Origin of the sequence: Actinophytocola sp. (assembly GCF_036402745.1) — a bacterium.
Lineage (GTDB): Bacteria > Actinomycetota > Actinomycetes > Mycobacteriales > Pseudonocardiaceae > Actinophytocola.
The window spans coordinates 1-23,954 of record NZ_DASWSJ010000154.1; the positions used below are offsets into that span (position 1 = coordinate 1).

25 protein-coding genes and 1 pseudogene are annotated in these 23,954 nt (G+C 71.7%); 15 read left to right on the forward strand and 11 right to left on the reverse strand.

The window, feature by feature from the left end; genetic code table 11:
- Positions 1-504: 504 nt before the first annotated feature.
- A complete protein-coding gene (locus VGD70_RS15125) occupies positions 505-1,446 on the reverse strand; it encodes an oxidoreductase (protein WP_331082082.1) in 942 nt (313 codons plus the stop codon).
- 169 nt (positions 1,447-1,615) lie between these two features.
- On the opposite strand from VGD70_RS15125, the gene VGD70_RS15130 reads away from it, so the two are divergent.
- From VGD70_RS15130 to VGD70_RS15140, 3 genes are all read left to right on the forward strand, one after another.
- Positions 1,616-2,578, forward strand: a complete 963-nt coding sequence (locus tag VGD70_RS15130) for an aldo/keto reductase (RefSeq protein WP_331082083.1) — start codon at positions 1,616-1,618, stop codon at positions 2,576-2,578.
- Positions 2,579-2,846: 268 nt separating this feature from the next.
- Complete coding sequence (locus tag VGD70_RS15135) at positions 2,847-3,344, forward strand: GNAT family protein (RefSeq protein WP_331082084.1); 498 nt, start codon at positions 2,847-2,849, stop codon at positions 3,342-3,344.
- A 69-nt stretch (positions 3,345-3,413) separates the two neighbouring features.
- Positions 3,414-4,172 carry an SDR family NAD(P)-dependent oxidoreductase gene (locus tag VGD70_RS15140; RefSeq protein ID WP_331082085.1) on the forward strand — a complete coding sequence of 253 codons (759 nt, stop codon included), beginning with the start codon at positions 3,414-3,416 and terminating at the stop codon, positions 4,170-4,172.
- Here VGD70_RS15140 and VGD70_RS15145 read toward each other — a convergent pair.
- A complete protein-coding gene (locus VGD70_RS15145; RefSeq protein WP_331082086.1) occupies positions 4,169-5,806 on the reverse strand; it encodes a TM0106 family RecB-like putative nuclease in 1,638 nt (545 codons plus the stop codon). The genes VGD70_RS15140 and VGD70_RS15145 overlap by 4 nt on opposite strands.
- Before the next feature lie 84 nt (positions 5,807-5,890).
- On the opposite strand from VGD70_RS15145, the gene VGD70_RS15150 reads away from it, so the two are divergent.
- The 5 genes from VGD70_RS15150 to VGD70_RS15170 all read left to right on the forward strand — a co-directional run bounded on the left by VGD70_RS15150 (position 5,891) and on the right by VGD70_RS15170 (position 9,336).
- Positions 5,891-6,364 (forward strand): DUF6474 family protein, encoded by a 474-nt coding sequence (locus VGD70_RS15150; RefSeq protein ID WP_331082087.1) that lies wholly within the window; start codon positions 5,891-5,893, stop codon positions 6,362-6,364.
- Between the two features lie 90 nt (positions 6,365-6,454).
- On the forward strand, positions 6,455-6,859 hold the full coding sequence (locus tag VGD70_RS15155; protein ID WP_331082088.1) for a hypothetical protein: 405 nt from the start codon (positions 6,455-6,457) through the stop codon (positions 6,857-6,859).
- Positions 6,856-7,035, forward strand: coding sequence for a hypothetical protein (locus VGD70_RS15160; protein WP_331082089.1), 180 nt, complete (start codon positions 6,856-6,858; stop codon positions 7,033-7,035). The genes VGD70_RS15155 and VGD70_RS15160 overlap by 4 nt, the downstream gene beginning before the upstream one ends.
- 23 nt (positions 7,036-7,058) lie before the next feature.
- The gene (locus tag VGD70_RS15165) at positions 7,059-7,739 is read left to right on the forward strand and encodes a response regulator transcription factor (RefSeq protein ID WP_331082090.1); all 681 of its coding nucleotides are present in this window, start codon (positions 7,059-7,061) and stop codon (positions 7,737-7,739) included.
- Positions 7,740-7,938: 199 nt separating this feature from the next.
- Positions 7,939-9,336: a HAMP domain-containing sensor histidine kinase gene (locus tag VGD70_RS15170; protein ID WP_331082091.1), complete on the forward strand. Its 1,398-nt coding sequence runs from the start codon at positions 7,939-7,941 to the stop codon at positions 9,334-9,336.
- Here VGD70_RS15170 and VGD70_RS15175 read toward each other — a convergent pair whose 3' ends face one another.
- From VGD70_RS15175 to VGD70_RS15195, 5 genes are all read right to left on the reverse strand, one after another.
- Positions 9,337-12,090 carry an FAD-binding and (Fe-S)-binding domain-containing protein gene (locus VGD70_RS15175; RefSeq protein ID WP_331082104.1) on the reverse strand — a complete coding sequence of 918 codons (2,754 nt, stop codon included), beginning with the start codon at positions 12,088-12,090 and terminating at the stop codon, positions 9,337-9,339.
- 101 nt (positions 12,091-12,191) lie between these two features.
- Positions 12,192-13,163 carry a glycine betaine ABC transporter substrate-binding protein gene (locus VGD70_RS15180; protein WP_331082092.1) on the reverse strand — a complete coding sequence of 324 codons (972 nt, stop codon included), beginning with the start codon at positions 13,161-13,163 and terminating at the stop codon, positions 12,192-12,194.
- Positions 13,160-13,936, reverse strand: coding sequence for an ABC transporter permease (locus VGD70_RS15185; RefSeq protein WP_331082093.1), 777 nt, complete (start codon positions 13,934-13,936; stop codon positions 13,160-13,162). Before VGD70_RS15185 ends, VGD70_RS15180 begins: the two co-directional genes overlap by 4 nt.
- On the reverse strand, positions 13,933-15,069 hold the full coding sequence (locus tag VGD70_RS15190; protein WP_331082094.1) for an ABC transporter ATP-binding protein: 1,137 nt from the start codon (positions 15,067-15,069) through the stop codon (positions 13,933-13,935). The genes VGD70_RS15185 and VGD70_RS15190 overlap by 4 nt, the downstream gene beginning before the upstream one ends.
- Positions 15,062-15,709 carry an ABC transporter permease gene (locus VGD70_RS15195; protein ID WP_331082095.1) on the reverse strand — a complete coding sequence of 216 codons (648 nt, stop codon included), beginning with the start codon at positions 15,707-15,709 and terminating at the stop codon, positions 15,062-15,064. The genes VGD70_RS15190 and VGD70_RS15195 overlap by 8 nt, the downstream gene beginning before the upstream one ends.
- Positions 15,710-15,906: 197 nt before the next feature.
- Between VGD70_RS15195 and VGD70_RS15200 the strand changes: the two genes are divergently transcribed.
- From VGD70_RS15200 to VGD70_RS15215, 4 genes are all read left to right on the forward strand, one after another.
- The gene (locus VGD70_RS15200) at positions 15,907-16,455 is read left to right on the forward strand and encodes a hypothetical protein (protein ID WP_331082096.1); all 549 of its coding nucleotides are present in this window, start codon (positions 15,907-15,909) and stop codon (positions 16,453-16,455) included.
- Positions 16,456-16,527: 72 nt separating this feature from the next.
- Complete coding sequence (locus tag VGD70_RS15205; RefSeq protein ID WP_331082097.1) at positions 16,528-17,301, forward strand: YcnI family protein; 774 nt, start codon at positions 16,528-16,530, stop codon at positions 17,299-17,301.
- A complete protein-coding gene (locus VGD70_RS15210) occupies positions 17,298-17,846 on the forward strand; it encodes a copper resistance CopC family protein (protein WP_331082098.1) in 549 nt (182 codons plus the stop codon). The genes VGD70_RS15205 and VGD70_RS15210 overlap by 4 nt, the downstream gene beginning before the upstream one ends.
- The gene (locus VGD70_RS15215; RefSeq protein WP_331082099.1) at positions 17,843-18,856 is read left to right on the forward strand and encodes a copper resistance D family protein; all 1,014 of its coding nucleotides are present in this window, start codon (positions 17,843-17,845) and stop codon (positions 18,854-18,856) included. The genes VGD70_RS15210 and VGD70_RS15215 overlap by 4 nt, the downstream gene beginning before the upstream one ends.
- Positions 18,857-19,017: 161 nt before the next feature.
- Here the strand turns inward: VGD70_RS15215 and VGD70_RS15220 are convergent, their stop codons facing one another.
- From VGD70_RS15220 to VGD70_RS15230, 3 genes are all read right to left on the reverse strand, one after another.
- On the reverse strand, positions 19,018-19,308 hold the full coding sequence (locus VGD70_RS15220) for a hypothetical protein (protein ID WP_331082100.1): 291 nt from the start codon (positions 19,306-19,308) through the stop codon (positions 19,018-19,020).
- Positions 19,309-19,540: 232 nt separating this feature from the next.
- Positions 19,541-20,467 carry an aminoglycoside phosphotransferase family protein gene (locus VGD70_RS15225; protein WP_331082101.1) on the reverse strand — a complete coding sequence of 309 codons (927 nt, stop codon included), beginning with the start codon at positions 20,465-20,467 and terminating at the stop codon, positions 19,541-19,543.
- Positions 20,468-20,484: 17 nt separating this feature from the next.
- Positions 20,485-21,864, reverse strand: a complete 1,380-nt coding sequence (locus VGD70_RS15230; protein ID WP_414637970.1) for a helix-turn-helix domain-containing protein — start codon at positions 21,862-21,864, stop codon at positions 20,485-20,487.
- Positions 21,865-22,131: 267 nt separating this feature from the next.
- Between VGD70_RS15230 and VGD70_RS15235 the strand changes: the two genes are divergently transcribed.
- From VGD70_RS15235 to VGD70_RS15245, 3 genes are all read left to right on the forward strand, one after another.
- Positions 22,132-22,377 (forward strand): hypothetical protein, encoded by a 246-nt coding sequence (locus tag VGD70_RS15235; protein ID WP_331082105.1) that lies wholly within the window; start codon positions 22,132-22,134, stop codon positions 22,375-22,377.
- Between the two features lie 7 nt (positions 22,378-22,384).
- A complete protein-coding gene (locus VGD70_RS15240; protein WP_331082103.1) occupies positions 22,385-22,756 on the forward strand; it encodes a hypothetical protein in 372 nt (123 codons plus the stop codon).
- Between the two features lie 380 nt (positions 22,757-23,136).
- Entirely contained in the window at positions 23,137-23,727 is a 591-nt protein-coding gene (locus tag VGD70_RS15245; protein ID WP_414637971.1) for a TetR family transcriptional regulator, read from the forward strand.
- 63 nt (positions 23,728-23,790) lie between these two features.
- Here VGD70_RS15245 and VGD70_RS15250 read toward each other — a convergent pair.
- Positions 23,791-23,954, reverse strand: a pseudogene (locus VGD70_RS15250) (amino acid deaminase/aldolase); the annotation flags it as partial.

Consider the following 23,954-nt stretch of genomic DNA (forward strand, 5'->3'; position numbering starts at 1 on the left):
CGCGGTGCGCTGCCGCGTCCCGTGCCGCGGGCGGTAGAGCGCGTGCTCGGTGGGCAGCTGGGACTCGTGCACGGGAGGGAGCAGACCGGCCGACTCGGCACGCCGTCTGTCGTCGGTCTGGGCGCTCACCCGGCCAGCATAACCACGGGTCCCGCCGGCCCGTGGCGCGTTGACCGACTGAGGTTCCGGTGGTCGGCGCAGGACTTCGCACGATGTTCTACGAGACAGGCCTTAGTCCGAACGGGCGATCCCGCCCGGCGTGTCCCGGGCGGCGTCCCAGCTCCTCGGGTGGAACGGATCGACCATCGCAGGGGTCGCATGCACCGACCGACATATCCGGAGGCAAGCATGTGGGTGCAGATCCTGGTCGTCACGGTCGTGGCCCTGGTGTTCCTGGCCCGGCTGACCGCCGCTCTCTACGACCGGCCCTCCCGGCCGGACCCCTCCGACACCTGAGCCCGCTGGTAGGGAGTGCTCGTCGGTGCGCCTCGCCACCAGCGAGGGTCACGGCGCCAGCGGTATCCGTACCCCGGTCAGCTCCTCGCTGATGTCCCACAACCGCTTGGCGAGCTCGCGGTCGCGTGCCGAGTCGAGCGGTTCGACGACGGTCGGGAAGCCCTTCGACTCCCCCCGCCCGTCCGGCCCGTAGAACTGGCCGCTCTCCACGTCGGCGCCGGTCGCCGCGTACAGCTGTGGCAGCGCGCCCATCATCGCGTCCTGGGCGAACAACTTGTTGGTGGCCTTCATCATCAGCTTGCCGACGCCGGTCGGGCCGGAGGACTGCAGGTTGGTCGCCGAGTAGCCGGGGTGCGCGAGCACACTGCGGATCGGGATGGCGTTGGCCCGCAGCCGGCGGTTGAGCTCGAGCGCGAACACGACGTTGGCGAACTTGGACTGGGCGTAGAACTTGGTGCGCGAGTAGGCGGACTCGCCGTGCAGGTCGTCGAAGTGGATGCGGCCGCGCTTGTGCAGGGTGGAGCTGACCGTGACGACCCGCCCGTCCTCGCCCTGCGCGAGCTTGTCCAGCAGCAGCCCGGTGAGCGCGAAGTGGCCGAGGTGGTTCACGCCGAGCTGTAACTCGTAGCCCTGCTTGGTGGTGCCGCGCGGCGGCATCATCACGCCCGCGTTGTTGACGAGTACGTCGATCTCCTCGACGGTGTCGGCGAACGTGCGGACCGAGTCGAGGTCGGCGAGGTCGAGCACCCTGACCTCGAAGCGGGCCTCCGGCTGCTCCCCGCGCAGCTCGTCGAGTGCGCGGATGCCCCGGCCCTCGTCGCGAACGGTGAGAATCACGTTCGCGCCGAGGGCGCCGAGGGCGCGCACGGTTTCCAGCCCCAGTCCGCTGTTGGCCCCAGTGACCACGAAGGTTCGCCCGACCTGGCTGGAGATGTGGTCGGCGATCCAGGTCGACGCCGACGGCTTCTCGCCATCAGGTTCACTGCTCATGGCGCATAGCGTGCCTCACCGGCGCCCGGATCACACCGCCCCCCGGCGGTTCGGTCGCCGTGTCGTCGGTAACCGCGATTACCGCACGTCCTTACCGCACGGCGAGGAGCAGCCAATACCCACCGATTGGCAGCTAGATCGAGGCCACTCGGCTTAGTAGGTTGATCCAGTGGAATTGCGTCACCTGGGTGAATCCGGACTGGTCGTCAGCGTCGTCGGGCTCGGCTGCAACAACCTCGGCAGGCCCGGGACCGCGGCGGAGTCGCTGGCCGGCTCCCGCGCGCTGATCGGGGCCGCGATCGACGCCGGGATCAACCTGTTCGACGTCGCCGATGTCTACGGCGCGCCGCGCGGCCGCAGCGAGGAACTGCTGGGCCAGGCGTTGTCCGGCCGGCGCGACCACGCGGTGATCGCCACCAAGTTCGGCGTGGACATGCAGGGCGCCAACGGTCCGGACTTCGGCGCCCGCGGCTCCCGGCGCTACGTCAAGCGCGCGGTCGAGGCGTCCCTGCGCCGGCTCGGCACGGACTGGATCGACCTCTACCAGCTGCACCGGGCGGACCCGAACACCCCGATCGAGGAAACCCTCAACGCCCTGGACGATCTGGTGCGCGACGGCCTGATCCGCTACGCCGGCGTGTGCAACCTCGCCGGCTGGCAGGTGGCGGACGCGGCGTGGATCGCGCGAACCCAGAACCTCGCCGCGCCCATAGCGGCGGAGAACCACTACTCGCTGCTGGAGCGCGAGGCCGAGCGCGACGTACTGCCGGCGTGCGACCGGTTCGGCCTGGGGTTGATGCCGTACTTCCCCCTGGCCAACGGCCTGCTGACGGGCAAGTACCAACGCGACGTCGAGCCACCCGCGAACGCCCGGCTGGCCGGCCGGACCCGCCTGCTCGCGGACGCCCCGTGGGACCGCATCGAGAAGCTGCGCGCGTTCGCGGAGGAGCGAAACATCACCATGGCCACGGTCGCGATCGGCTGGCTGGCCGCCCAGAGACCGGTCGGCTCGGTGATAGCCGGCGCGACAACTCCCGAGCAGGCAATGGCCAACGCGAGCGCCACCCAATGGCATCCGACCCCCGACGACCTGACGGCCCTGGACGAGATCTGCCCACCGGGCCGCCGCTGACCTCCACCCACCCGCCGCGCCGCGTTGACCTCGGCTCTTGGCCGCCGGGTCGTCGCTGAGGGTGAGGTCGTCTCATCCCCCGGTCGGACCGGAGAACAGCTCTGATGGCGGATTCGCCCGCGGCAGCCCTGGTAGCAGGGTGTTTGGTATGGAACTCCTCGCCGTCGCGGGGCTCTTCGTGCTCCTCGCGCTCCTCGCCGCCGTCCCCCTCGTGCTGCTGCTGAATTTCACTGGACGGAACCCGGACGGCAACGGCTAGCGTGCCTGGGTGCTGCATGGTGACCTGATCGAGTTGGTGCCGGTGACCCCGGCGCACGTGCCGGAGCTGCGGCGCATCCTCCGCACGCCCGAGGTACACCTCCGCTGGGGCGACGCGGACGCCGAGCCGGGCTGGCCGCTGGGCGACCCCGAGGTCACGTGCTTCACGGTGCTCGTCGACGAGCGGGTACGCGGGATGATCCAGTACGGCGAGGAAGAGGATCCCGGGTACCGCCACGCGTCGATCGACATCTTCCTGGACCCGGCGATCCACGGGCGGGGTATCGGCCGGGACGCCGTTCGCACCGTCGCGCGTCACCTGATCCGCGACCGCGGCCACCATCGGCTGGTGATCGACCCGGCGGCGGACAACGACGCGGCGATCAAGTGCTACGCGTCGGTCGGCTTCCGGCCCGTCGGCGTCATGCGCCACTACGAGCGCGACCACGACGGCAACGGCTGGCACGACGGCCTCCTGATGGACCTGCTGGCCGGCGAGCTCGGGTGACGAGTGCCACTCGGGGACGCCGCTGAACGCCCGTTAACCTCTCTGCGGTAGCCGAGAAAGGGGACGGGCATGCAGATCAGCGACACCGCGGCGATCGTCACGGGCGGTGCTTCGGGACTGGGTGGCGCGACGGCGCAAGCACTTGCCAAGAACGGCGCGCACGTCTTCGCGTTCGATCTGCCGGTGGCCATCGAGCAGGCGCCGTCCGTCGAGGGGATCACCTACGTCGCCGCGGACGTGACCGATCCGGCGCAGGTCGCCGCCGGGGTCGAGACCGCGTCGAGCGCCGACGTGCCGCTGCGCGTGGTCGTGAACTGTGCCGGCATCGGGCCGTCCGCGCGGATCCTGTCCCGCAAGGGACCGCACGACCTGGGCCTGTTCCGCAAGGTCGTGGAGATCAACCTGATCGGCACGTTCAACGTCCTCACCCTGGCGGCCGCCGCCATCGCGCGGACCGAGCCGGACGAGCACGGCCAGCGCGGCGTGGCGATCAACACCGCGTCCATCGCCGGCTTCGAGGGCCAGATCGGCCAGGTCGCGTACGCGGCGTCCAAGGGCGGCGTGATCGGCCTGAACCTGCCGGCGGCGCGCGACCTCGCCTCCTCCGGCATCCGGGTGATGACGATCGCCCCGGGCATCGTGGACACGCCGATGCTGGCCACGGTGAGCGACGACATCCGCGCGACGCTGGCCGAAGGCGTGACGTTCCCGAAGCGCCTGGGCAAGCCCGAGGAGTACGCCAACCTCGTGCTGACGATCATCGCCCACGACTACCTCAACGGCGAGGTGATCCGCATGGACGGCGCCCTGCGGATGGGTCCCCGCTAGAGGTCGCCCACATAAGGGATCTCGTTGACAGCCGGTGAGGTCATCCACCGGCGCAGCGTGAGCGTGGCGTGCACGTCGTCCTCGTTGTACTCGAGGAGCCGGCGACGCTGGCCGTCGTCCGGGGCCGAGCCGTCCATGCCGACCGCGTCGCGGTACCAGCGCATGGAGTTCTCGCCGCTGGCCTCGGCGTCGCGCCACGCGAAGCCGGCCGCGGGGGCGATGGTCTTGAGGCCCTTGCCGCGCGAGCACAGGAAGTGGTCGCGGACGCTGCCGAACAGGTCGAACCACGCGTCCGAGGTGATGAACGCCTGCACCTGCTCGATGGTGGGGATGCCGGGCTTGCCGGCGAACCGCTTGGCCGACGACAGCAGCCACCGGTTCTCGGCGAGCTCGTTGTAGCAGTACGCGCGAAAGCTGAGCCCGCGAGCACGGGCGCGCAGCCGGATGAGCATGAGCCACTGCCAGAACAGGGCGAAGGACCGGGCCTCGTCATCGGTGGGCAGCGGCTCCCAGGAGGCGAACGCGCGGTATCCGTGCGGCTCGTCGACGTCCTCCCCGGACAGCCACACGCCCCACAGGTAGGCGCCGGCGTCGCCGAAGCTCTCCATGTCGACGTCGACCTCGACGTCGGCCCGCGGCACGCTGATGTCGGGGATGCGGCGGACCACGGTGAGGTCGGCGAGCCACGCCTTGGCCAGGCCGACCGCGTCGGTGAGCGGCATGCCGGTGGGCGGCAGCGACTCGTCGTCGGGGTCGAGGCGGGCCAGGTCGTCGACCGTGCGGACGCCGGCCGCCCGGAGCGTGGCCGCCTCCTCGCCGCGGACAACCAGGCTCACGTCGCGCGCGCCCTGCAGCTCCACCTGGCAGACCGGCCACCACGGGCAGGTGCGGCACTCGACGATGCGGGACGGCTGCGCGAGCGCCTCACCGCCGGCGGCCGCCGTGGTGGCGATGGCCAGGCGATCGGCGAAGCGCGCGTCGTACTCGGCGAGCGCGCCACGGCCGCCGGGCCAGGTGGGCGCCTCGAGGTCGTGCCAGACCACGACCTCGCCGTCGAGGCCGACGACACCGCCGAGGGCCGAGCCGTCGGACCGGCCACAGGCCTCGAGCAGCCGGTACGTGTGGGCGAGTTTGAGCAGGTCACGAGGCTGCGGGCGGATCCGGCGGGCGGGATCCTGAGCGCGGGCCGAGGGCACCGGGCTGGCCAGCGGCGAGGTCTGCGCGCCGGTGCCGGGGTCGCTGACCTTGTGCCGGACGACCAGTACGGGGACGTAGCCGCCGTCGGTGGCGACGAGCAGGTCGACGGCGCCGCGGCGGCCGGCCGGGTGGTCGCGCGGGAGCTGGGCGGCCCAGATGTAGGGCGCGCGGGCGGCCATGGCGGCGAGGGTGGCCTGCTCCCGCTCGGCGCCGCGGTGGTCGGGGCCGCGCGGGATCTCGGTCCAGCCGGCGCCGACCAGGCCGGCGATCTCGTCGGCGATGGACCGGCGGTGCGCCGTGGCGTCGGCTTTGCGCTGCTCAGCGGTGGGATCGGGGGGCGCGGTGACCGCGTCGACCATGGTGGGGTCGTGCTCGAGGTGCACTCGCCGCCGGCATCGAGTTACCACGCCAGCGTCGAGGAGCACCGAAGTTGTCACGATTCGCAGTTTAGGCGGACCCACCGACAGAACACGGCAGGTAGCCGGCGTGCTCCACGCCAACCTGCCCAGTAGGTTCATCGCATGGCACTCAGGAAGCGCGCGGCCGACGTCGTGCCGGGCGACCCGCGGTTCACCCCGAAGAAGGCGAAGAACGCGCTCGCGGTGGCCAAGATCCTCGGGCCTGCCGTCGTGCCGCTCGTCGCGCCTGTCGTGCTTCGCGCGTTCGGCGAGGCGCGGGACCGGCTCGATCGCCTGCGTGCCCGGCGGATGGGCGTGGCGGTCGGTGACCTGGCCCAGTTCTCCGGCAAGGGCGGCGTGCTGCACGCCCGCATCACCGGCGCCGCCGAGGCGATCGGCGAGCTGCGCGAGAAGCCGGACGGCACGGCCGAGGACCGCACGTTCGCGGACAAGTCGGAGACGACGCTGCGCCAGCTCGCGGCCGCGGTGCGGGCCGCCGAGCGGATGCCGTCCGCGCGGCGCAAGGCCGCGCACAAGGCGGTGGCCACCGAGCTGGACGAGCTCGAGCAGCGCCTCCTCACGCGACTGGGCCTGTAGCCCTTACCCGATCCGAACACAACCCTCGCAACGTCCACATCTCCTCCCGGCACGGTGGGTCTCGTCGAAAACACCCACGAGAGGAGCGACATGAACCGGACGTCAAAGGTCGTCGTCGGCGGCGCGGTGGTCGGGACGGTGCTGTTCGGCGGTGCCGCGGTGGCGGTCGCGCAGGGGGACCCGTCGTCCTCGCCGCCGGCACCCGTCACCATCACGTTGAGCCCCGAGCAGGTCACCCGGCTGTGCGAGCAGCGGCTGCCCAAGGTCGAGAAGCGCACCAGCAAGCTCGTCGAGCGCATCACCGGCGGCGCGGACGTGCGCGGGTCGGCCGCCTGGCTGCGCGCGCGGGCCGAGAAGGAGCGCGGCGCCGGCCGCGACACGTCGGCGCGGTTGCTGGAGGAGCGCGCCGACCGCCGCGAGGGCCGGGTCGAGCAGCTCAAGCAGATCAACAAGTGGGCGACGGACTTCCGCGCCCAGCACTGCGGGGCGACGTGACGCGGGCCCGGATAATCGCACTCGTCGCGTTACCCGTGTTGCTGCTCGGCGCCGGCTGCCAGGACACGGGCAGCGGCGGCTCGGGTGGCTCGGGGGGCTCGGGTGACTCGGTGGAGCAACAGTTCAACGACGTCGAGTCCACCCTGAGCAGCATCGAGTCCGAGCTGAACGAATGACGTCGCGGTGGCGGAGGTGATGGATGCCGGATGAGCGCGGTCTGGTGCTGGTGGTCGAGGACGACGCCGCCATCGCCGACCTGGTCAGCCGCTACCTGAGGCGCGACGGCTACGGGGTGCACGTGGCCACCGACGGCGAGGCGGCGCTCGCGGCCGTGCGCCGCCTGCGCCCGGTGGCCGTGGTGCTGGACGTGGGCCTGCCCAAGCTCGACGGCATCGCGGTATGCCGAACGCTGCGGTCCGCGGACGACTGGACCCCGGTCCTGTTCGTCACCGCCCGCGACGACGAGGTCGACCGCGTGCTGGGCCTGGAGCTGGGTGCCGACGACTACGTCACCAAGCCGTTCAGCCCCCGCGAACTGGTGGCCCGGGTCCGCTCGGTGCTCCGCCGCGCGGCGGGCCCCCCGGCCACCGAGATCCTGGAGGTGGCCGGCACCCGGCTCGACCTGTCCGAACGCCGCGCGTGGACCGACGGCGTCGAGGTGGCGCTCACCTCCACGGAGTTCGACCTGCTCGCAGCGCTGATGCGCCGCCCGCGCCAGGTCTTCGAACGAGCCCAGCTGCTCAGCATGGTCTGGGGCTACGAAACAGCATCCGGCACCCGCACGGTCGACGTCCACATCGCCCAGCTCAGAGCCAAACTGGGCGAAGGCAGCCCGATAAGAACCGTCCGAGGCGTCGGCTACTCCGCGGACAACCCATGACCCACCCACCCGACGCCCCCGAACACCCGACCCACGCCGCTCACCGCCCGGCCAACGGCCACCACACCGACGGCCCGACTCCAGACCAACCGGCGGCACAGCTGTCTCCCGTCACCACTCGACTGCCGGAGACGCACTCCCTCGCTGTCCCGGTGGCCGTCGCCTCGTCTGCGGGCGGTGGCTTCGTGGTGGTGCGGTCGTGAAGCGGGCGTCGTCGTTGGCGGTTCGGACCACTGCTTTGTGTCTCGCGGTCGCCGGGGTCATGGCGGTCGTCGCCGGGGGGATCGCCGTTCGGCTTGTGGCGACGGCGTCTCGGGAGCTGACGCAGCAAACGCTTGCCGATCAGGCCGACGTGGTTGCCGCGCAGCTCGTCGATGCTCGGGTGCTCGCGCCCCGGCTCAAGGAGATCCTCGAAGGCCAGGGCGTGTCCGTCGTCCGGCAGGGTGCGTCGGGTGGGCTCGTCGGGGACGACCAGGCCGCGGTGCAGGCGGCGCGGCGGGCCGGGATCGGACGAGTGACCGCTGCGCGGCCGTTGCACGGGAGCGCTCGGGTGAACGGCTCGGTGCTGCTCGTCGAGGGGCGGGCCATCGAGGGGCGGCGGGCGATCGCGCTCGTCGGGGAGGTCGCCACGGCCAAGGGGACCGGGCGGCGGCTGATCAGCAACGTGGTCTTCGCGCTGGGGATCGGGTTGCTCGTCGCGTCCGGGGCGGGCTGGTTGCTCGCTCGGCGGCTGGCCGGGCCCTTGCGGCGAACGGCGGCCGTGGCGTCGGCGATGAGCCACGGGCGGCGCGACCTGCGGGTGCCGCCGGAGGGACCACGCGAGCTCGTCGAGGTCGGGGAGTCGATCAACGCGCTCGCCAACGCGTTGGCGCACAGCGAGGCCAGGCAGCGGGAGTTCCTCCTCTCCGTCTCCCACGAGCTGCGCACGCCGCTGACCGCGGTCACCGGGTTCGCCGAGTCGCTCGCCGACGGGGTGGTGACCGGCGACGAGGTACCCGAGGTCGGCCGGGTCATCGGGCAGGAGGCCGGGCGGCTCAACCGGCTGGTGTCCGACCTGCTCGACCTCGCCCGGCTCGGCGCGGACGACTTCCGGCTGGACCTCGTCGACGTCGACCTCACCGTGCTGGTCGCCGAGTCGGCCACGGTGTGGCGGAGCCGGTGCGCGGCCGCGGGCGTGACGTTCTCGGTCGACGCGCCCGCCCACCCCGTGCCGGTGCACACCGACCCGCGGCGGCTGCGTCAGGTCGTGGACGGGCTCGCGGAGAACGCGCTGCGCGTCACGCCGGCCGGGGCACCCATCGTGCTGGCGTTGCACGCGATACCGGGCGCGGCCGTGCTCGAGGTCCGCGACGGGGGGCCCGGTCTGTCCGAAGAGGACTACCAGGCCGCCTTCGCGCGTGGGGTGCTGCACTCGCGGTACGCGGGTGTCCGGCCGGTCGGCACGGGGGTCGGGCTCGCGCTCGCGCACGGGCTGGTCACCCGGATGGGCGGCACCATCGAAGCGGGCCCGGCCCGCGAGGGCGGCGCCCGCTTCACGGTCACGCTGCCGCTCGCGGCACCCCGCGAGCCGATCACGCAGCCGCTGAGAGTCGGCTGATCACGGCAGCCCCTCGGCGAGGACCTCGGCCAGGTGGACGGCTCGGCGGTCGCTGCCCTGCTCGACCTGGGTGCGGCAGCTGAAGCCGTCCGCCACCACCAGGGTCTCCGGGGACGCCTCGCGCACCGCCGGCAGCAGGGTCTGCTCGGCCAGCGCCTGGGACACCTCGTAGTGACCGCGCTCGAAGCCGAAGTTCCCGGCGAGGCCACAACACCCGGAGGGCAAACGTTTGGCGGCCACGCCGGCCCGGGCGAGCAGGGCCGCGTCGGCGTCGAAACCCAGGGTCGCGTGCTGGTGACAGTGGACCTGGGTGATCGCGGTGCGGGGCACCGACTTCGGGGACCACCGCGGCGCGTGCTCCGCCAGGAAGCCGGCCAGGGTGAAGCTCTGCGCGGCCAGCGCTACGGCGCGGCCGTCGCCGGTGAGCTCGGGGACGTCCCCCCGCAACGCCGACAGGCAGCTCGGCTCCAGGCCGACCACCGGGGTACCGGCCTCGATCTCGGGCTCCAGCACCCGCAGGCTCCGCCGCATCACCTTCCGTGCCCTCGTCAGCTGGCCGGTCGACACCCAGGTGAGCCCGCAGCACACCGAGCCCGCCGGCAGCACCGGGTCGAAGCCCGCCGCCCGCAGCACCCGCACCGCCGCGATGCCGATCTCCGGCGCGAAGAAGTTGGTGAACGTGTCCGGCCACAGCACCACCCGCCGCCCACCCGAACCGGCGGACCCCCGCGGCAAGCGGGTGAACGGCCGGCGCGCCACCGTCGGCAGCGACCGCTCCGGCGCGATCCCACCCAGCCGCTTGAGCAACGCGGCCGGCCCGCGTACGGACATCGTCGCGTTGGCCAGCCGCGGCATCCGCGACGCCAGCCGCAGCCACACCGGCAGCCAGCCCATCGAGTAGTGCGACGCCGGCCGCACCCGCCGCGCGTAGTGGTGGTGCAGGAACTCCGCCTTGTACGTCGCCATGTCCACATTGACCGGACAGTCGCTCGCGCATCCCTTGCAGGACAGGCACAGGTCCAGCGCGTCGCGGACCTCGGCGGACCGCCAGCCGTCGGTGACCACCTCGCCGGCGAGCATCTCGTACAGCAACCGGGCCCGGCCGCGGGTCGAGTGCTTCTCCTCGCCGGTGACCCGGAAGCTGGGGCACATCACGGCCCCGTCGCCGGCGTGGTTGCGGCACTTCGCCACGCCGACGCAACGCCGCATCGCCTGGGCGAAGTCGCCGCCGTCGTGCGGGTAGCCGAACTCGGTTCCCTTCGACAGCACCATGGGCAGCGGCTTCAGCGCGGCGAACCGCAGGTTCTCGTCGATCCGGTACGGGCGCACGATCATGCCCGGGTTCATCCGCCCGGCCGGGTCCCAGATCGCCTTGAACCGCTCGAACAGCTCGATCACCGCCGGCGAGTACATGCGCGGCAGCATCTCCGCGCGCACCTGGCCGTCGCCGTGCTCGCCGGACAGCGTCCCGCCGTGCCGGGCGACGAGGTCCGCGCCCTCCTCGATGAACCGGCGGAACGCGGCCACCCCGTCGTCGTGCACGAGGTCGAAGTCGATCCGGATGTGGATGCAGCCCTCACCGAAGTGGCCGTAGGTGACCCCGCGCAGGCCGTGCCTGTCCAGCAGCGCGCGGAACTCGCGCAGGTAGGCGCCCAGGCGCTCGGGCGGCACCGCCGTGTCCTCCCAGCCGGGCCACGCCTCCGCGCCGTCCGCCATCCGGGTCGAGATGCCGGAGCCCTCCTCGCGCAGCCGCCACAGCGCGCGCTGCTCGGCCGGCGCGGTGTAGACGCTGTGCGGCACGGCCAGCTCCGCCGCGATGGCGGCCGCCGCGGCGGTGGCCGACGCCACGTCGTCGCCGCCGACCTCGACGAAGAGCCACCCGCCGCCCTCGGGCAGGTCCGGCCGGTGGTCGGCGCTGCGGGCGTCGCGCAGCGCGAGGATCCGCTCGTCCATGCTCTCCACGGTCAGCGGGCCGTGCGGCAGGATCGCCGGCACCGCGTCGGCCGCGGCGATGTCGTCCGGGAAGCCGAGCACCAGCAGCACCCGGGTCGCGGGCACCGGCGCGAGCCGGACGGTGGCGCCGAGTACGACCACGCAGGTGCCCTCGGTGCCGACCAGTGCCTTCGCGAGGTCGCGGCCGTTCTCCGGCAGCAGCTGGTGCAGCGGGTAACCGGAGACCTGGCGGCCGAGCTTGCCGAGCTCGGTGCGCAGGACGGCGAGGTTGGCGCCGGCGAGGTCGCGGAGCGCGGTGTGGATCTCGCCCTCGCGGCCGGGCAGCGCGGCGCGCCGGTCGAGCTCCTCGGCGGTGGCCGGGCCGACGGTGAGCCGGGTGCCGTCGTAGAGCAGGACGTCCAGCTCCTCGACGTTCTCCAGGGTCGTGCCCCACGCGACGGAGTGCGCGCCGCAGGAGTTGTTGCCGATCATGCCGCCCAGCGTGCAGCGGCTGTGCGTCGACGGGTCCGGGCCGAAGGTGAGGCCGTGCTCGGCGGCCGCGGCCCGCAGGTCGTCGAGGATCACCCCCGGCTCGATCCGCGCGGTGCGGGTCCCGGGGTCGATCGCGTGGATCTTGTTCAGCCGGGACAGGTCCAGCACGAGCCCGCCGCCGGTGGCGTTGCCGGCGAGGCTGGTGCCGCCGCCCCGCGGGACGATCGGTACGTCGAACTCGCGGGCCGCCCGCACCGCGGCGACCGCGTCCTCGGCGGAGTCGGCGACCACGACGGCGAGCGGCACCTGCCGGTAGTTCGAGGCGTCCATTGTGTACAGAGCCCTGGTCCCGGCGTCGAAGCTGACCTGCCCGGCCACGCTGCCGGCCAGCCGCCGCTCGAGACCCGCGGTGTCCACTGTGGACTCCTCCCTCAGGCGGACGGGTTCGTCACGAAGCCTTCCTTCACCAGCCAGTCCCGGGCCACGACGGCCGGGTCCGCGCCGTCGCCGTCGATCCGGACCGACAGCTCCAGGATGACCTCGTTCGTCAGCTTCGCCGACACCGGCTCCAGGACGTCGGCCAGCTGGGGGTAGCGGTCGAGGAACTCCGTGCGGACCGTCACCGCGGCGTTGTACTGGGGGAAGGTCTTCTTGTCGTCCTCCAGGACGGCCAGGTCGAGCGTCAGCACGCGGCCGTCGGTGGTGAAGACCTCGCCGAAGTTGCAGGTCCGGCCGCCGGCCAGGGTCGCGTAGATCGCGCCGACGCCGAAGGTCTTGATGTCGCGGTCCGGCACGTTGAAGCCGTAGGTCTTCTCCGCGCCCAGCAGGCCGTCCTGGCGGCTGATGAACTCCGACTCCATGCACATCGTGCCCAGTGACGGGTCCTTCTTCAGCAGCGCGACCATGTCCGACATCGTCCGCAGCTTGTACTTGTCGGCGAACTCGCGGGTCGTCGCCAGCGCGTACTTGTCGTTCACCGGCGAGTAGTCCAGCCACGCGATGCCGAAGCGCTCCGCGTCGGCCTTCTTCACCGCGTCGTACTGGGCGCGCTCGTCCGGGATCGGCACGGTCTGCTGCTGGAAGTTGATCCAGCTCGTGCCGGTGTACTCCCAGTACAGGTCGATGTCGCCGACCTCGAGCGCCTGCCGCGCGCTCGGCGAGCCCTGGATGTTGGTCATGTCCTGGACGTCCGCGCCCGCCGCGGTGAGCGCGACCTCCGCGATGTAGCCCAGCAGGATCTGCTCGGTGAAGTTCTTCGAGCCCACGGTGATCGACACGCCGTGGAGCGCCGGCACCGGCCGGATCGACCCTGGGCCCACGTCGAACGGCAGCTTGTAGGCCGCGTCGAGGCCGCACCCGGCGAGCAGGGCGCAGACCGCGAGGAGGCCGGCGAGGCGCCTCATCGCAGCCCCTTCGGTCCGAGGTAGCGCTCGGCGAGCGCGCCGAGCCAGTCGACCAGCAGCGACAGGCCCACCGCGAGCGCCGCACCGGTGAGCAGCACGGTCGTCCGCGCCACCTTGTAGCCCGTGTCGATCACGAACCCGAGGCCGCCGCCGTTGACGAACAACGCCAGCGTCGCCGTGCCGACCGCGAGCACCAGCGACGTCCGCAGCCCCGCGAGGATCAGCGGCACCGCCAGCGGCAGCTCGACCCGGCGCAGCACGGTGAACGACGACATGCCGATGCCGCGGCCCGCGTCGACGAGTGCCGGGTCGACCTGCTGGATGCCGACCATCGTGTTGCGCAGCACCGGGAGCAGCGACACGAACGCCAGCGGGATCGCCGCCGCCCACAGTCCCTCCTGCGAGGTCCACAGGAAGTACAGGACCACCACGCCGATGGCCGGCGCGGCCTGCCCGATGGTGGCGATGCCCGTGAACACCGGGGCGATCCGCCTGGCCCACCGGCGGGTGATCACGACGCCGAGCGGGATGGCCACCGCCACGACCAGCACGGTCACCGCGAGCGTGATCAGCACGTGCTCCCAGGTGGCCTTGAGCAGCGTCGCCGAGTTGAGCGTGACCACCTCGATGGCGTCGAGATCGGAGTTGAACGCCCACGTCAGGACGCCGCCGACCAGCGCCACCGCGGCGATCGGCTGCACGAACAGGCGCAGCACCTCGGCCCGGCGCGAGCCCGACTCGACGGAGAGGACGGCGTCGGTCACCGCGGTCATGAGGTGTGCTCCGCACGCAGCTCGCGGATCTTCGCGACCACGGTGTCCAGCTGGACCGTGCCCAGGTACTCGCCGCGGCTGCCGGTGACCACCGCGTCACCGCCCTCGGTGAGGATGGCCTCGAGCGCGTCCTGCAGCGTCGACTGGGTGCTCACCCGGTCGCCGACCGGCGTGCCCACCCCGGCGAGCGAGTCGCCGCTGACCTGGCGGATGTGCCCCCAGCGCAGCGGCCGCCGCTGGCTGTCGAGGATCAGCAGGAACGTCTTGCCGCTCGCCTCCAGCCGCTTGCGGACCTCGGCCGGTGACTCGTCCTCGGTGGCGGTGGCCGACTCGGTGCTCAGCTCGATGTCGCGCACCCGCAGCAGCGTGAGCTGCTTGAGCGAGGCACCCGCGCCGACGAACCCCGCGACCGTGTCGTCGGCCGGGTTCGCCAGGATCGCCTCGGGGGTGTCGTACTGCAGGATCCGCGACCGGTCACCCAGCACCGCGATGTGGTCGCCGAGCTTCACCGCCTCGTCGAAGTCGTGGGTGACGAACACGATCGTCTTGCGCAGCTCCGCCTGCAGCCGCATCAGCTCGTCCTGCAGGTTGCCGCGGGTGATCGGGTCGACCGCGCCGAACGGCTCGTCCATCAGCAGCACCGGCGGGTCGGCGGCGAGCGCTCTGGCCACGCCGACGCGTTGCTGCTGGCCGCCGGAGAGCTGGCGCGGGAAGCGGCCGAGGAACTCGCCCGGATCCAGGCCGACGAGGTCGAGCATCTCCTCGACCCGGGCCCTGGTCCGCCGCTTGTCCCAGCCCAGCAGGCGCGGCACGACGCCGACGTTCTGGGCGACGGTGAGGTGCGGGAAGAGACCCGCCTGCTGGATCGCGTAGCCGATCCGCCGGCGCAGGTCGTCCGGGTTGAGCGACAGCGCGTCCTCGCCGCCGATCGTGATGCGGCCGCCGGTCGGCTCGATCAGCCGGTTGATCATGCGCATCGTGGTCGTCTTGCCGCAGCCGGACGGCCCCACGAAGATCGTTATCTCGCCGGGGTTGATCTTCATGGTGAACCCGTCGACCGCGGGCTCGCGCTGGCCGGGATAGCGCTTGGTGACCCCTTCGAGCTGAATCTCCACGCCGGTGGTCTCAGCCACGGATCCCCCTCGAGGTCGTGAGGCGTGCGATGACGAGGTACAGGCCGTCGATGACCAGCGCCATGACGACGATGCCCAGGGTGCCGGCGAGCGCCTGGTTGAGCGCGTTGGCGCTGCCGGCCCGGTTGAGCCCGGAGAAGATCTCGGTGCCGAGCCCCGGCCCCTTGGCGTAAGCGGCGATCGCGGCGATGCCCATGAGCATCTGCGTGCTGACCCGCATGCCGGCGAGGATCGCCGGCCAGGCCAGGCGCAGCTCCACTCGCGTGAGCACCGCGACCCGGTTCATCCCGATGCCTCTGGCCGCGTCGGTCACCGCCGCGTCGACGCCGCCGAGCCCGACGATGGTGTTGCGGACGATCGGCAGCAGCGCGTAGAGCACCAGCGCGGTGACCGTGGGCGCGACGCCGAGGCCGACCACCGGGATGAGCAGGCCGAGCAGCGCGAACGACGGGATCGTGAGGACCGTGCTGGCGAGCGCGGTCGCGATCGTGGAGCCGAGGGCGCTGCGGTAGACCGCGACGCCGACGAGCACGCCGATGGCCGCCGCGATGATCGTGCACTGGATGACCACGCTGGCGTGCTGGTAGGCCTCGATGCCCAGCCGGGACCAGCGATCACCGATGAACTCCCAGAGGCTCACCTCTGGTCACCTCCGCCCCGCCGGGTGCCATTGGCAGCACACGGTGGCGCAAGTTGACCTTTGAAGCAAGCTTTGCGTAGCCATTGTTGCGCTCAACGCGACCAGATTGTCCTCGATTGCGCAGTACAACCGTCCGGGACGACCATTCGCCGAGACGGCGGTTCCTCGGCCGGACCGGCCGCCTAGGGTAGGCAGACATGGGCCGACGGACGACCGACGGTGCGCACGGCGCACGTGGTTGGCTCCTCGCGTCGTGCTCCGCCGCGCTGGCCGTCGCCGCGCACGGAACCGCGGGCGGGACGCTGTCCGACGCGGCCCTCACCGCCCTGCTCACCACCGTCCTCGCCTGGGGTGGCGCCACACTCGCCCGGCGCGGCGGGCTGCTCACGCTGGTCGGCGTGCTCGGGGTCACCCAGGCCGCCCAGCACATGCTGCTCACCCAGATCGCCGGCAGCTCCCACCTGCACATGCTCGAACCGCCGCCGGTCAACGGCTGGCTGATGTTCGCCACGCACGTGGTCGCCACGCTCGCGTCCGCCGTCCTGCTGCTGCGCGCGGACGCGGCCCTCGCCGCCGTCGGCGCGGCGGCCGCCTGGCTGGCCGGCCGGCTCCAGGCGCTGTGCCCGGCCCCGCCGCGGGCCGCGCTCCAGTACGTCTCCACGAGCGTCCCGGCCCGGCCGGGGCCGCTGCTCGAAGTGCTGTTACGCCGGGTCAGTCCCCGGCGCGGCCCACCCGCTCGCTCCTGAACCGGCAAACCCCAGCGACGTACCGACGCGGTGCGTCGTTCACCCACCTTCTCTTCAGGAGCCACTTCAGGTATGTCCACCAACGGGTTCAGAAAGGCCGGCGCGACCGTCGGCATCGCCGTCGCCACGGGCGCGGTCCTGCTGCTCGGCAGCGGCATCGCGTCGGCGCACGTGACCGCCAACATCATCGGCGAGTCGGCCGCGCAGGGCGGCTACAGCAAGATCACCTTCCGGGTGCCGAACGAGGAGCCGACCGCCGGCACCATCAAGCTCGAGGTCGCCCTGCCCGCCGACGCGCCGATGAGCTCGGTGCGGCCCAAGGCGGTGCAGGGCTGGAAGGCCTCCGTCATCAAGACCAAGCTGGCCAAGCCGATCGAGTCGCACGGAGCCACGATCACCGAGGCGGCCAGCTCGGTCACCTGGACGGCCAACCCCGGCGTGCGGATCAACCCCGGCGAGTTCGCCGAGTTCGAGCTCTCCGTGGGCCCGCTGCCCGAGACAGACCAACTGGTGATGCCCACGACCCAGACCTACGAGGGCAACAAGGTCGTGAAGTGGGACGCGCCGCCGCCGGCCGAGGGCGCCGCGGAGCCGGAGCACCCGGCCCCGGTCGTCGCGCTCGCGGCGGCCGACGCGAGCGGCGACCACCACGCGCCCGCGGCACCCGCCGCCGACTCCCACGGCGTCGAGAACACCGCCGCCACCACGTCGACCAGCGACGACACCGCCCGCTGGCTCGGCGGCGCGGGTCTCGTGGTTGGCGCGCTCGGCCTCGGCTTCGGCGTCGGCGCCACGCTGCGGGCCCGCCGGGCGGTGGCCGCGAACAAGGTCGGCGGCGAGCAGTGAGGAAGCTCGCCCTCGTCGTCGCGGTGGCCTGCCTCGCCCTGGTGGGGCTGGCCACCCCGGCGTTCGCGCACAACACGCTGATCAGCAGCAACCCGGCCAACCAGACCACCGTGCCGCAGAGCCCGCCAACGGTCCACCTGACGTTCGACGAGCCGGTGCAGGACGGCACCGGGCTCAACACGATCACCGTCAGCGGCCCGGGGAACACCACCTGGGCCACCGGTCCGGTCGTGGTCGTGGGCAACGTCGTCAGCGCGCCGCTGCACGAGCTCGGCCCGGCCGGGGACTACCGGATCGCCTACCGGATCGTCTCCGCCGACGGGCATCCGGTCACCGGCGAGGTGATGTTCACGCTGGCCACGGCCGGCAAGGGCAGCCCGGCCACCGGCCTGTCGAACGCCGGCGGCACCAGCGGCAGTGCCGCGAGTGGCTCGTCCGGCGGCGGTAGCGGCCTGCCGATCTGGGTGTGGATCGCCGGTGCGGTGGTGCTGCTCGGCGCCGGGCTCGTCGTGGCCCTGCGCATCGGGGGCAAGCAGCCGCGATGACCCGGGCCCGGACCACCGCGCCCGCGCGGTTCCACCTGGTCACCGCGCTGGTCGCGGCGGCGTTGGCCGGCATGACGATCGGCCTCACGCTGACCGCGGCCCAGCCGGTGCCGGGGGTGACCGAGCCGGACTCGGTGGTCCGGTACGGCCTGCCGGTCGTGCGGGTGCTGCTCGACCTGGCCGCCGTGGCGACCGCCGGGCTGAACCTGCTGCCGATCCTGATCGGCTACGACCGGCCCAAGCACGCCGAGCTGGTGCTGGGCGGCGCGCGGCGGGCGGCCTCCGTCGCCGCGCTCGCGTGGGCGCTCGCCGCGCTGCTGACGCTGGTCATGCAGACGGCCGAGGTCAACCCGGGCTCGGGCGTCTCGCCGGCCGCGGTGGTCGACTACGTGGCCGAGGTCGGCGCGGGCAAGGCGCTGGTGTTCGTCGCCGTGGTGGCGTTGGGGTCGTTCGGCCTGGGCCTCGGGTCGGTGCGGTTCGGCGAGTCGGTGCCGGCCGAGCTGCGGACCGCGGTCGCGTTGTTCGGCCTGCTGCCGCTTCCGGTCACCGGGCACGCCACCAACTTCCAGTGGCGCGACCTCACGATGATCTCGCTGGAGCTGCACGTGCTCGGCGCGGTGGCGTGGACCGGTGGGCTGGGCGCCGTGGTGGTGCTGCTCGCGACCAACCGGACGTTGCTGGCCACCGCGCTGCCCCGGTTCTCCCGGCTCGCCACCGTCTGCCTCGCGGTGGTGGCGGCGACCGGTCTGCTCAACGCGGTCGTCGAGCTGACCGCGAGCCAGGCTCTGGTCGACGCCCTCTTCGGCACCGGCTACGGCATGCTCATCCTGCTGAAGCTGACCTGCCTCTGCCTGCTCGCCACGCTGGGCGCGAACATCCGCTGGCGGCTGATGCCGGGGATCGTGCGGCACCAGCGGACCGCGCTCCTCGGCTGGGCGGCGCTGGAGCTGTCGGTGATGGGCCTCGCGTTCGGTTTCGCGGTGGTGCTCAGCCGCGCCCCGGTCGCATAGCCGGTACCGGCCGGCTTCTACTCGCTCGCGCCGGAATCGGTTGCACGAACAGCCCCTCGGAAACGGCGAACGGCCGCAACGACCGCTCGTCGTGCCGACGGCTGGTGTGTACCGAACCACAGGGTGTCGCCGGTCTCTCGGACCTACCTGGCGGCGAGTGGTCAGTCCTGCTCGGTGAACTGCGCCGACGACAGGCTCGACCGGCGGCGGATGACCGCGATCCGGGACACGTGTCCGACGCCCCTGCGCTCGAGCTCGCGGCGGGTGATCCAGCCGGCGGCGTGATGGCGGTAGGCCTGGGAGAGCATGACCAGCTCGGCCAGGAAGTCGGCGGCCCTGTGCCGGTGCGCCTCGGGGAGCCGCGCGACGAGGGGCAGCTGGTCGGCCACCACCTGGTCCAGCACGCGCGCCGATGCCAGCGCGCGCCGTGCGCGCCGACTCGATCTGGTCACCTGCCTGCGCCTAGCCACCGGGATGAACCACCTCGTTCGGGGAACGGGAGAGGCTTACCTCAACCGAGCGTAGCGTGCCAATCAGGAACGTCCACTCCGGCCTGTCACCCGAAGGGGTGAAATCCGACGTGACCTGCGAAGACGCCCTGGTGAGCACGGCATGTCCACCCAGGACTTCGTACGCCGGCCACGCAGTGTTACGACACAGAGGACCCGAGTTGGGCCGAACGGGTCAGGTGTAACGAGCCCATCTGGCGGATCGGTCGCCCCGCCGGACGTCGGCAAGCCTGCGGAACAGCTCCGGCCGCACCTCCGGCCGGCTCGACAGGATGGGCAGGACGCTGGTGATGAGCTTGAGCTCACGCACCTCGCGGAGCACCGGGAAGCCCTCCCAGCGGGTGACGTCGAACCCGTAGGAGCGAACCAGCTCGCGGTAGCGCCCTGCCGGCTCGCCGAACCGCACGACGCCGACCGCGAGCGGGGTGAGGTCCCACTCCGGCGGGCCGAGGCTCGCGGAGTCGAAGTCGCACAGCACGGGCCCGGCCGGGCTCGGGATGAGGTTGCCCAGGTGCGCGTCGCCGTGCAGCAGCGACGTCGGCAGCACGTACTCGACGGCGGCCAGCCGGGCGCTCACCTCGTCACACCGCTCCCGCAGGAACGCCAGGTCGGCGGCGCCCAGCCCGTCCGCCTCGCCGATGCGCCTGCGGACGTCGTCGAGCGGTTCCCAGGCGGGCAGCGGGAAAGAAGCCTCGGGCAGCTCGTGCAGCAGGCGCAGCAGCTTGGCGAGGTCGCGGCCACGGGCCTTGCGACCGCCGTGCGGGACGGTCTCCCAGACGGTGGCCAGGTACTCCCCGGCGGCCACCGGCTGGACGATGCCGGGCACCAGCCGCACGGCCGGCAGGTCGTGCGCGGCGAGCCAGGTCGCCACCCGGACGACCTTGTCGACCCGGTGGCGCAACGCGTTGGACGCGACGATCCGCACCACGACCGGCACGCCGGCCAGCTCGAACACCGCGTTGTTGGTGCACCGCAGCAACCGCGCACCGGCCGGGTCCAGGCCGGCCGCGGCACACACGGCTGTGAGGGCCTCGGCGAGGTTGTCGGGGGAGAACTGACCGCCGCGGCCCGGGGCCATGTCCGACGTGGACGTCGCGGTCATCGTGCTGCCTTGTCGAGTCAGGACACGTCTGCGTCGTAGAACCTGCTGATGGTGTCGGACAGCTCCCGGGCGTCGGTGTAGTTGCGCCGTTTGTCCGCCTCGGCCTTGAGTGGCAGCAGGCGGTCCTTGACGCGCCGGGATTTCAGGTGTTGGGCGAGGTCGACGGCCTGGTGGCCGATCTTGGCCCCGTGGTCGATGTCGCCGTCGAGCAAGTGGTTGGTGGCCAGGAAGCTCAGGTTGAACGCCTTGCTCCGGGCCATGTCGTCGCCGTAGGAGCCGATGGCCCGGTGCAGTGCCGGGATGGCGTACTTGGTGTGCTTCGCGTCCACCTGCTGGGCCAGCACCGTGTGCACCGTGCCGATCATGGCGTAGACGTCGTCCTCGTTGAAGAACTTCACCCAGTCCTCGGCCTCGCCCGCGTTGGCTCTGGCGAACTCGTCGCGGGTGCGGCCGATGAGCTTCATGGTCTGGTCCTCGTGGCCCATCATCGCGTAGGCCCAGGCCTGGTTGGCGCAGATGACCGCCACGGCCAGCTCGGAGCCCGACTCCTGGGCGGCGATCTGGCCGAGCTGGAACATCTTCAACGCGTCGTCCGGGGCCTCCTTGTGCAGGTAGACCCGGCCCATCCGGTACAGGATGTTGGCGACCAGCTGGTTGGAGTCCCCTGCCTTGGCGAGCTCGAGAGCCCGCCCGAAGTGGTTGCGCGCCGAGTCGATCAGTCCGATGTCGAACGAGGTCCAACCGGCCAGGTTGTGCAGGTCCGCGAGTGCCACGTGCAGGCGTTGCTTGACCACGTCCGAGCCGGACGCGGACAGCATCTGCTGTCCCCACGAGAGCTGGGCGACGACGGCGTCCCGGCAGAACCCCCCGCCGTACTGGTAGTCCAGCGAGCGGAGCGCTCTGGTGGCCGCCTCGACCTGGCGGACATCGGTCATTCCGATCCGACCAGGAGCGGGGGTCAACACGGGGTTGGACACCCACGATCCTGAGTCCGCGCCGAGTACATGCGCACCCACCGCGACCGCGGCGGCATGCGCAAGAAACTTGCGACGCTTCACGTTCTCCGGCTCCTCAGCCTCCGGGGCTTCGCGCGTCCCGGCCACTCGGGCGGCCGTGACTTCGTCGTACGCGAGGCCCATGTATCCCCTAGGGACACCCAGGCCGTCGGCGATCCGCACCAGGACGTCGTAGGCCATGACCTGACGACCCTTGAGGATCTCCGACACCTCGGACTGTGACTGACCGGTCATCGCCGCGATCTGGCGCTGTGACACGCCTCTACGTCGCAGCAGCTTGTAGATCGTGCTGACCTCCCGCGCCGCGAGCGCTGGTCGCATCTCCTGGTCTTCCCATGCATCCGATGTAACGGAAGAGCTCTGAGATCCGATGGAGTTCATTCCGCCCCCTCACAGTCCGCTGGGCGTCAGCAGCAATGTATGCGCACTTCACAAGCCACGAGAAGTCCGAATCGGTGAACCTGATCGGTCCGACCGAAGTCCAGCGACCGCTCACCGTGGGACGACCGCCGATCGGCGCTATGACGCACCAATCTGTGTTCTCAGGCACCAATGTAGTTGGTTGTAAGCGTACGAGCACGGAGGGAATCAGCGACTGTGGAACTGGTGAGGACAGCCGTGACCGCAGCGCCGGCGCCAGCCCGACACATCGCAGGCGAGGACCGGGGCACCGCGGACCATCGCGGCGACCTCCACGGCTCCGCGCTTGGCCGCCAGGTCTGGCGGATCAACTGCGGGGACGTCGTCAACAGGGAACGCTGCCTCACCGTGCTCGTCGAACGCAATCGGGTGGTCCTCGTAGGACCGCCGGGCGAAACCGCGGTACTGACCACTGGCCAGCTCGGCCAGCTGCGTACCGCGCTTCGTGAGGCCGCCGAGCAGGCGGAAAGGTGAGGTTTCGGTGGACGAGATACTCGGGCAGGTGCTGCGCAACGCGGTGTGGGAGCGGCTCGACATGCTCTCCGAGCTTGCCAACCGCGCAGACGCGCCGTCCCTGCTGTCCGTGGCCCGTTCCGAACTCCCAAGGCTGACCGAGGGCTGGCGAGCCATGCTCGCCGCGCACGAGCCGGACGACCGGGGCAACTGCCCGGCGTGCTCGTCCCGGTGGCGTCAGCAGAAGGCGCCCTGCTCTGTGTGGCAGGCGGCCTACGAACACCTCGTGGCGGGTGGTCTCGCCCCGAACCCGAACAACGCCAGGCACGCGATCGCCGACCCCGCCCCCACGGCGAAGGCCCGGTCCGCGTCGCCCGGCCGGCTGGCGAGCGCCAGGTAGGACCGGCGACCAAAGGCCCCCGTGACCCCGCACGGTTGTGTGGCCAGCGGTCGCCTGATGGACCGGCGGTTCGCTTCGTCAGCACCCCCGAGCTCGACGAACACCGGGCCGCCGGTTCTCAACCGCCTCAGCTGAATACAACTGAACGCCCCAAGTCTCCACGGACCGGTGCTGTTGTACTCCCCCTCCCCCGACCAGCATCGGTCCGTGGCTCCACTTCCGAGCTACCCCGGCACAGCGTGTGCCGGGGTAGCTCTGTTTTGACCAGGGCTCTGACCACTTTGGGGTTTCGTATACAAAGTTTTGTGGAGGTCCACGCCACCTGAAGGCAGGATGGATGTAGGCCCCAGCTAGGAGTACATGTGGCGACCTCTGTTCCGTTGCGAAAGCAACCAGTGCAGCAGCGCAGCGCGAAACGCGTCGAGCAGATGCTCGAGGCATGCGCCGCGCTCATCGACGAGCTCGGCTACGACGGCGTCACCACCACGCTGATCGCCGAGCGCGCCGGGGTCGCCGTGGGTTCCCTCTACCAGTTCTTCCCCGACAAGCGCGCGGTCGTGCAGGCGCTCACCAAGCGCAACCTCGACCACTTCACCGCCGAGATCGACCGCCGCCTCGACTGGGACCACCTCGAGCACTGGTGGCACGGGGTCGACACGATCATCGACATCTACGTCGAGATGTACCGGACCATCCCCGGCTTCGCGCGGGTCCGCTTCGGCGACGTCATCGACCTGCGGTTCATCGACGACGAGCGGGACAACAACACGGTCATCGCCGAGCAGCTCGCCAACCTCGTCGCGGCCAAGGTCGGCACGCCCGTCGAGCGGCTGTTCCGCCAGATCACCATCGCCAACGACATCGGCGACGGCATCCTCGCGCTCGCCTTCCGCCGCAAGCTCTTCGACGAGCAGGACATGATCGACGAGGCCAAGCGCGTGGTCCGCAGCTACCTCGCCGGCGAGCTCTAGGACCCGCCTGACGGACGCGTCCCAGGTGGCAGGTGTTTGCGAGCCATCAACAACGCCAGCCACCTAGCCGAAGCACTGCCCTTCGCCGCGGTAGGTCGGCGCGGCCTGGGTGATCCGGTCGCCCTCGAGCACCTGGTACTCGGTGAACCGCTCGGCCAGCTCGCCCGCCTTCGTGTGCCGCAGCCACACCCGGTCGCCGACCCGCAGGTCGCGTGCCGCGCGGCCGG

What these genes read in the sequence shown, in the direction of transcription:
- VGD70_RS15125 (WP_331082082.1), bottom strand. Translation starts at nt 1,446, where the DNA reads ATGAGCAGTGAACCTGATGGCGAGAAGCCGTCGGCGTCGACCTGGATC.
- VGD70_RS15140 (WP_331082085.1), top strand. Translation starts at nt 3,414, where the DNA reads ATGCAGATCAGCGACACCGCGGCGATCGTCACGGGCGGTGCTTCGGGA.
- VGD70_RS15150 (WP_331082087.1), top strand. Translation starts at nt 5,891, where the DNA reads ATGGCACTCAGGAAGCGCGCGGCCGACGTCGTGCCGGGCGACCCGCGG.
- VGD70_RS15155 (WP_331082088.1), top strand. Translation starts at nt 6,455, where the DNA reads ATGAACCGGACGTCAAAGGTCGTCGTCGGCGGCGCGGTGGTCGGGACG.
- VGD70_RS15165 (WP_331082090.1), top strand. Translation starts at nt 7,059, where the DNA reads ATGCCGGATGAGCGCGGTCTGGTGCTGGTGGTCGAGGACGACGCCGCC.
- VGD70_RS15175 (WP_331082104.1), bottom strand. Translation starts at nt 12,090, where the DNA reads ATGGACGCCTCGAACTACCGGCAGGTGCCGCTCGCCGTCGTGGTCGCC.
- VGD70_RS15180 (WP_331082092.1), bottom strand. Translation starts at nt 13,163, where the DNA reads ATGAGGCGCCTCGCCGGCCTCCTCGCGGTCTGCGCCCTGCTCGCCGGG.
- VGD70_RS15185 (WP_331082093.1), bottom strand. Translation starts at nt 13,936, where the DNA reads ATGACCGCGGTGACCGACGCCGTCCTCTCCGTCGAGTCGGGCTCGCGC.
- VGD70_RS15200 (WP_331082096.1), top strand. Translation starts at nt 15,907, where the DNA reads ATGGGCCGACGGACGACCGACGGTGCGCACGGCGCACGTGGTTGGCTC.
- VGD70_RS15205 (WP_331082097.1), top strand. Translation starts at nt 16,528, where the DNA reads ATGTCCACCAACGGGTTCAGAAAGGCCGGCGCGACCGTCGGCATCGCC.
- VGD70_RS15215 (WP_331082099.1), top strand. Translation starts at nt 17,843, where the DNA reads ATGACCCGGGCCCGGACCACCGCGCCCGCGCGGTTCCACCTGGTCACC.
- VGD70_RS15225 (WP_331082101.1), bottom strand. Translation starts at nt 20,467, where the DNA reads ATGACCGCGACGTCCACGTCGGACATGGCCCCGGGCCGCGGCGGTCAG.
- VGD70_RS15230 (WP_414637970.1), bottom strand. Translation starts at nt 21,864, where the DNA reads ATGAACTCCATCGGATCTCAGAGCTCTTCCGTTACATCGGATGCATGG.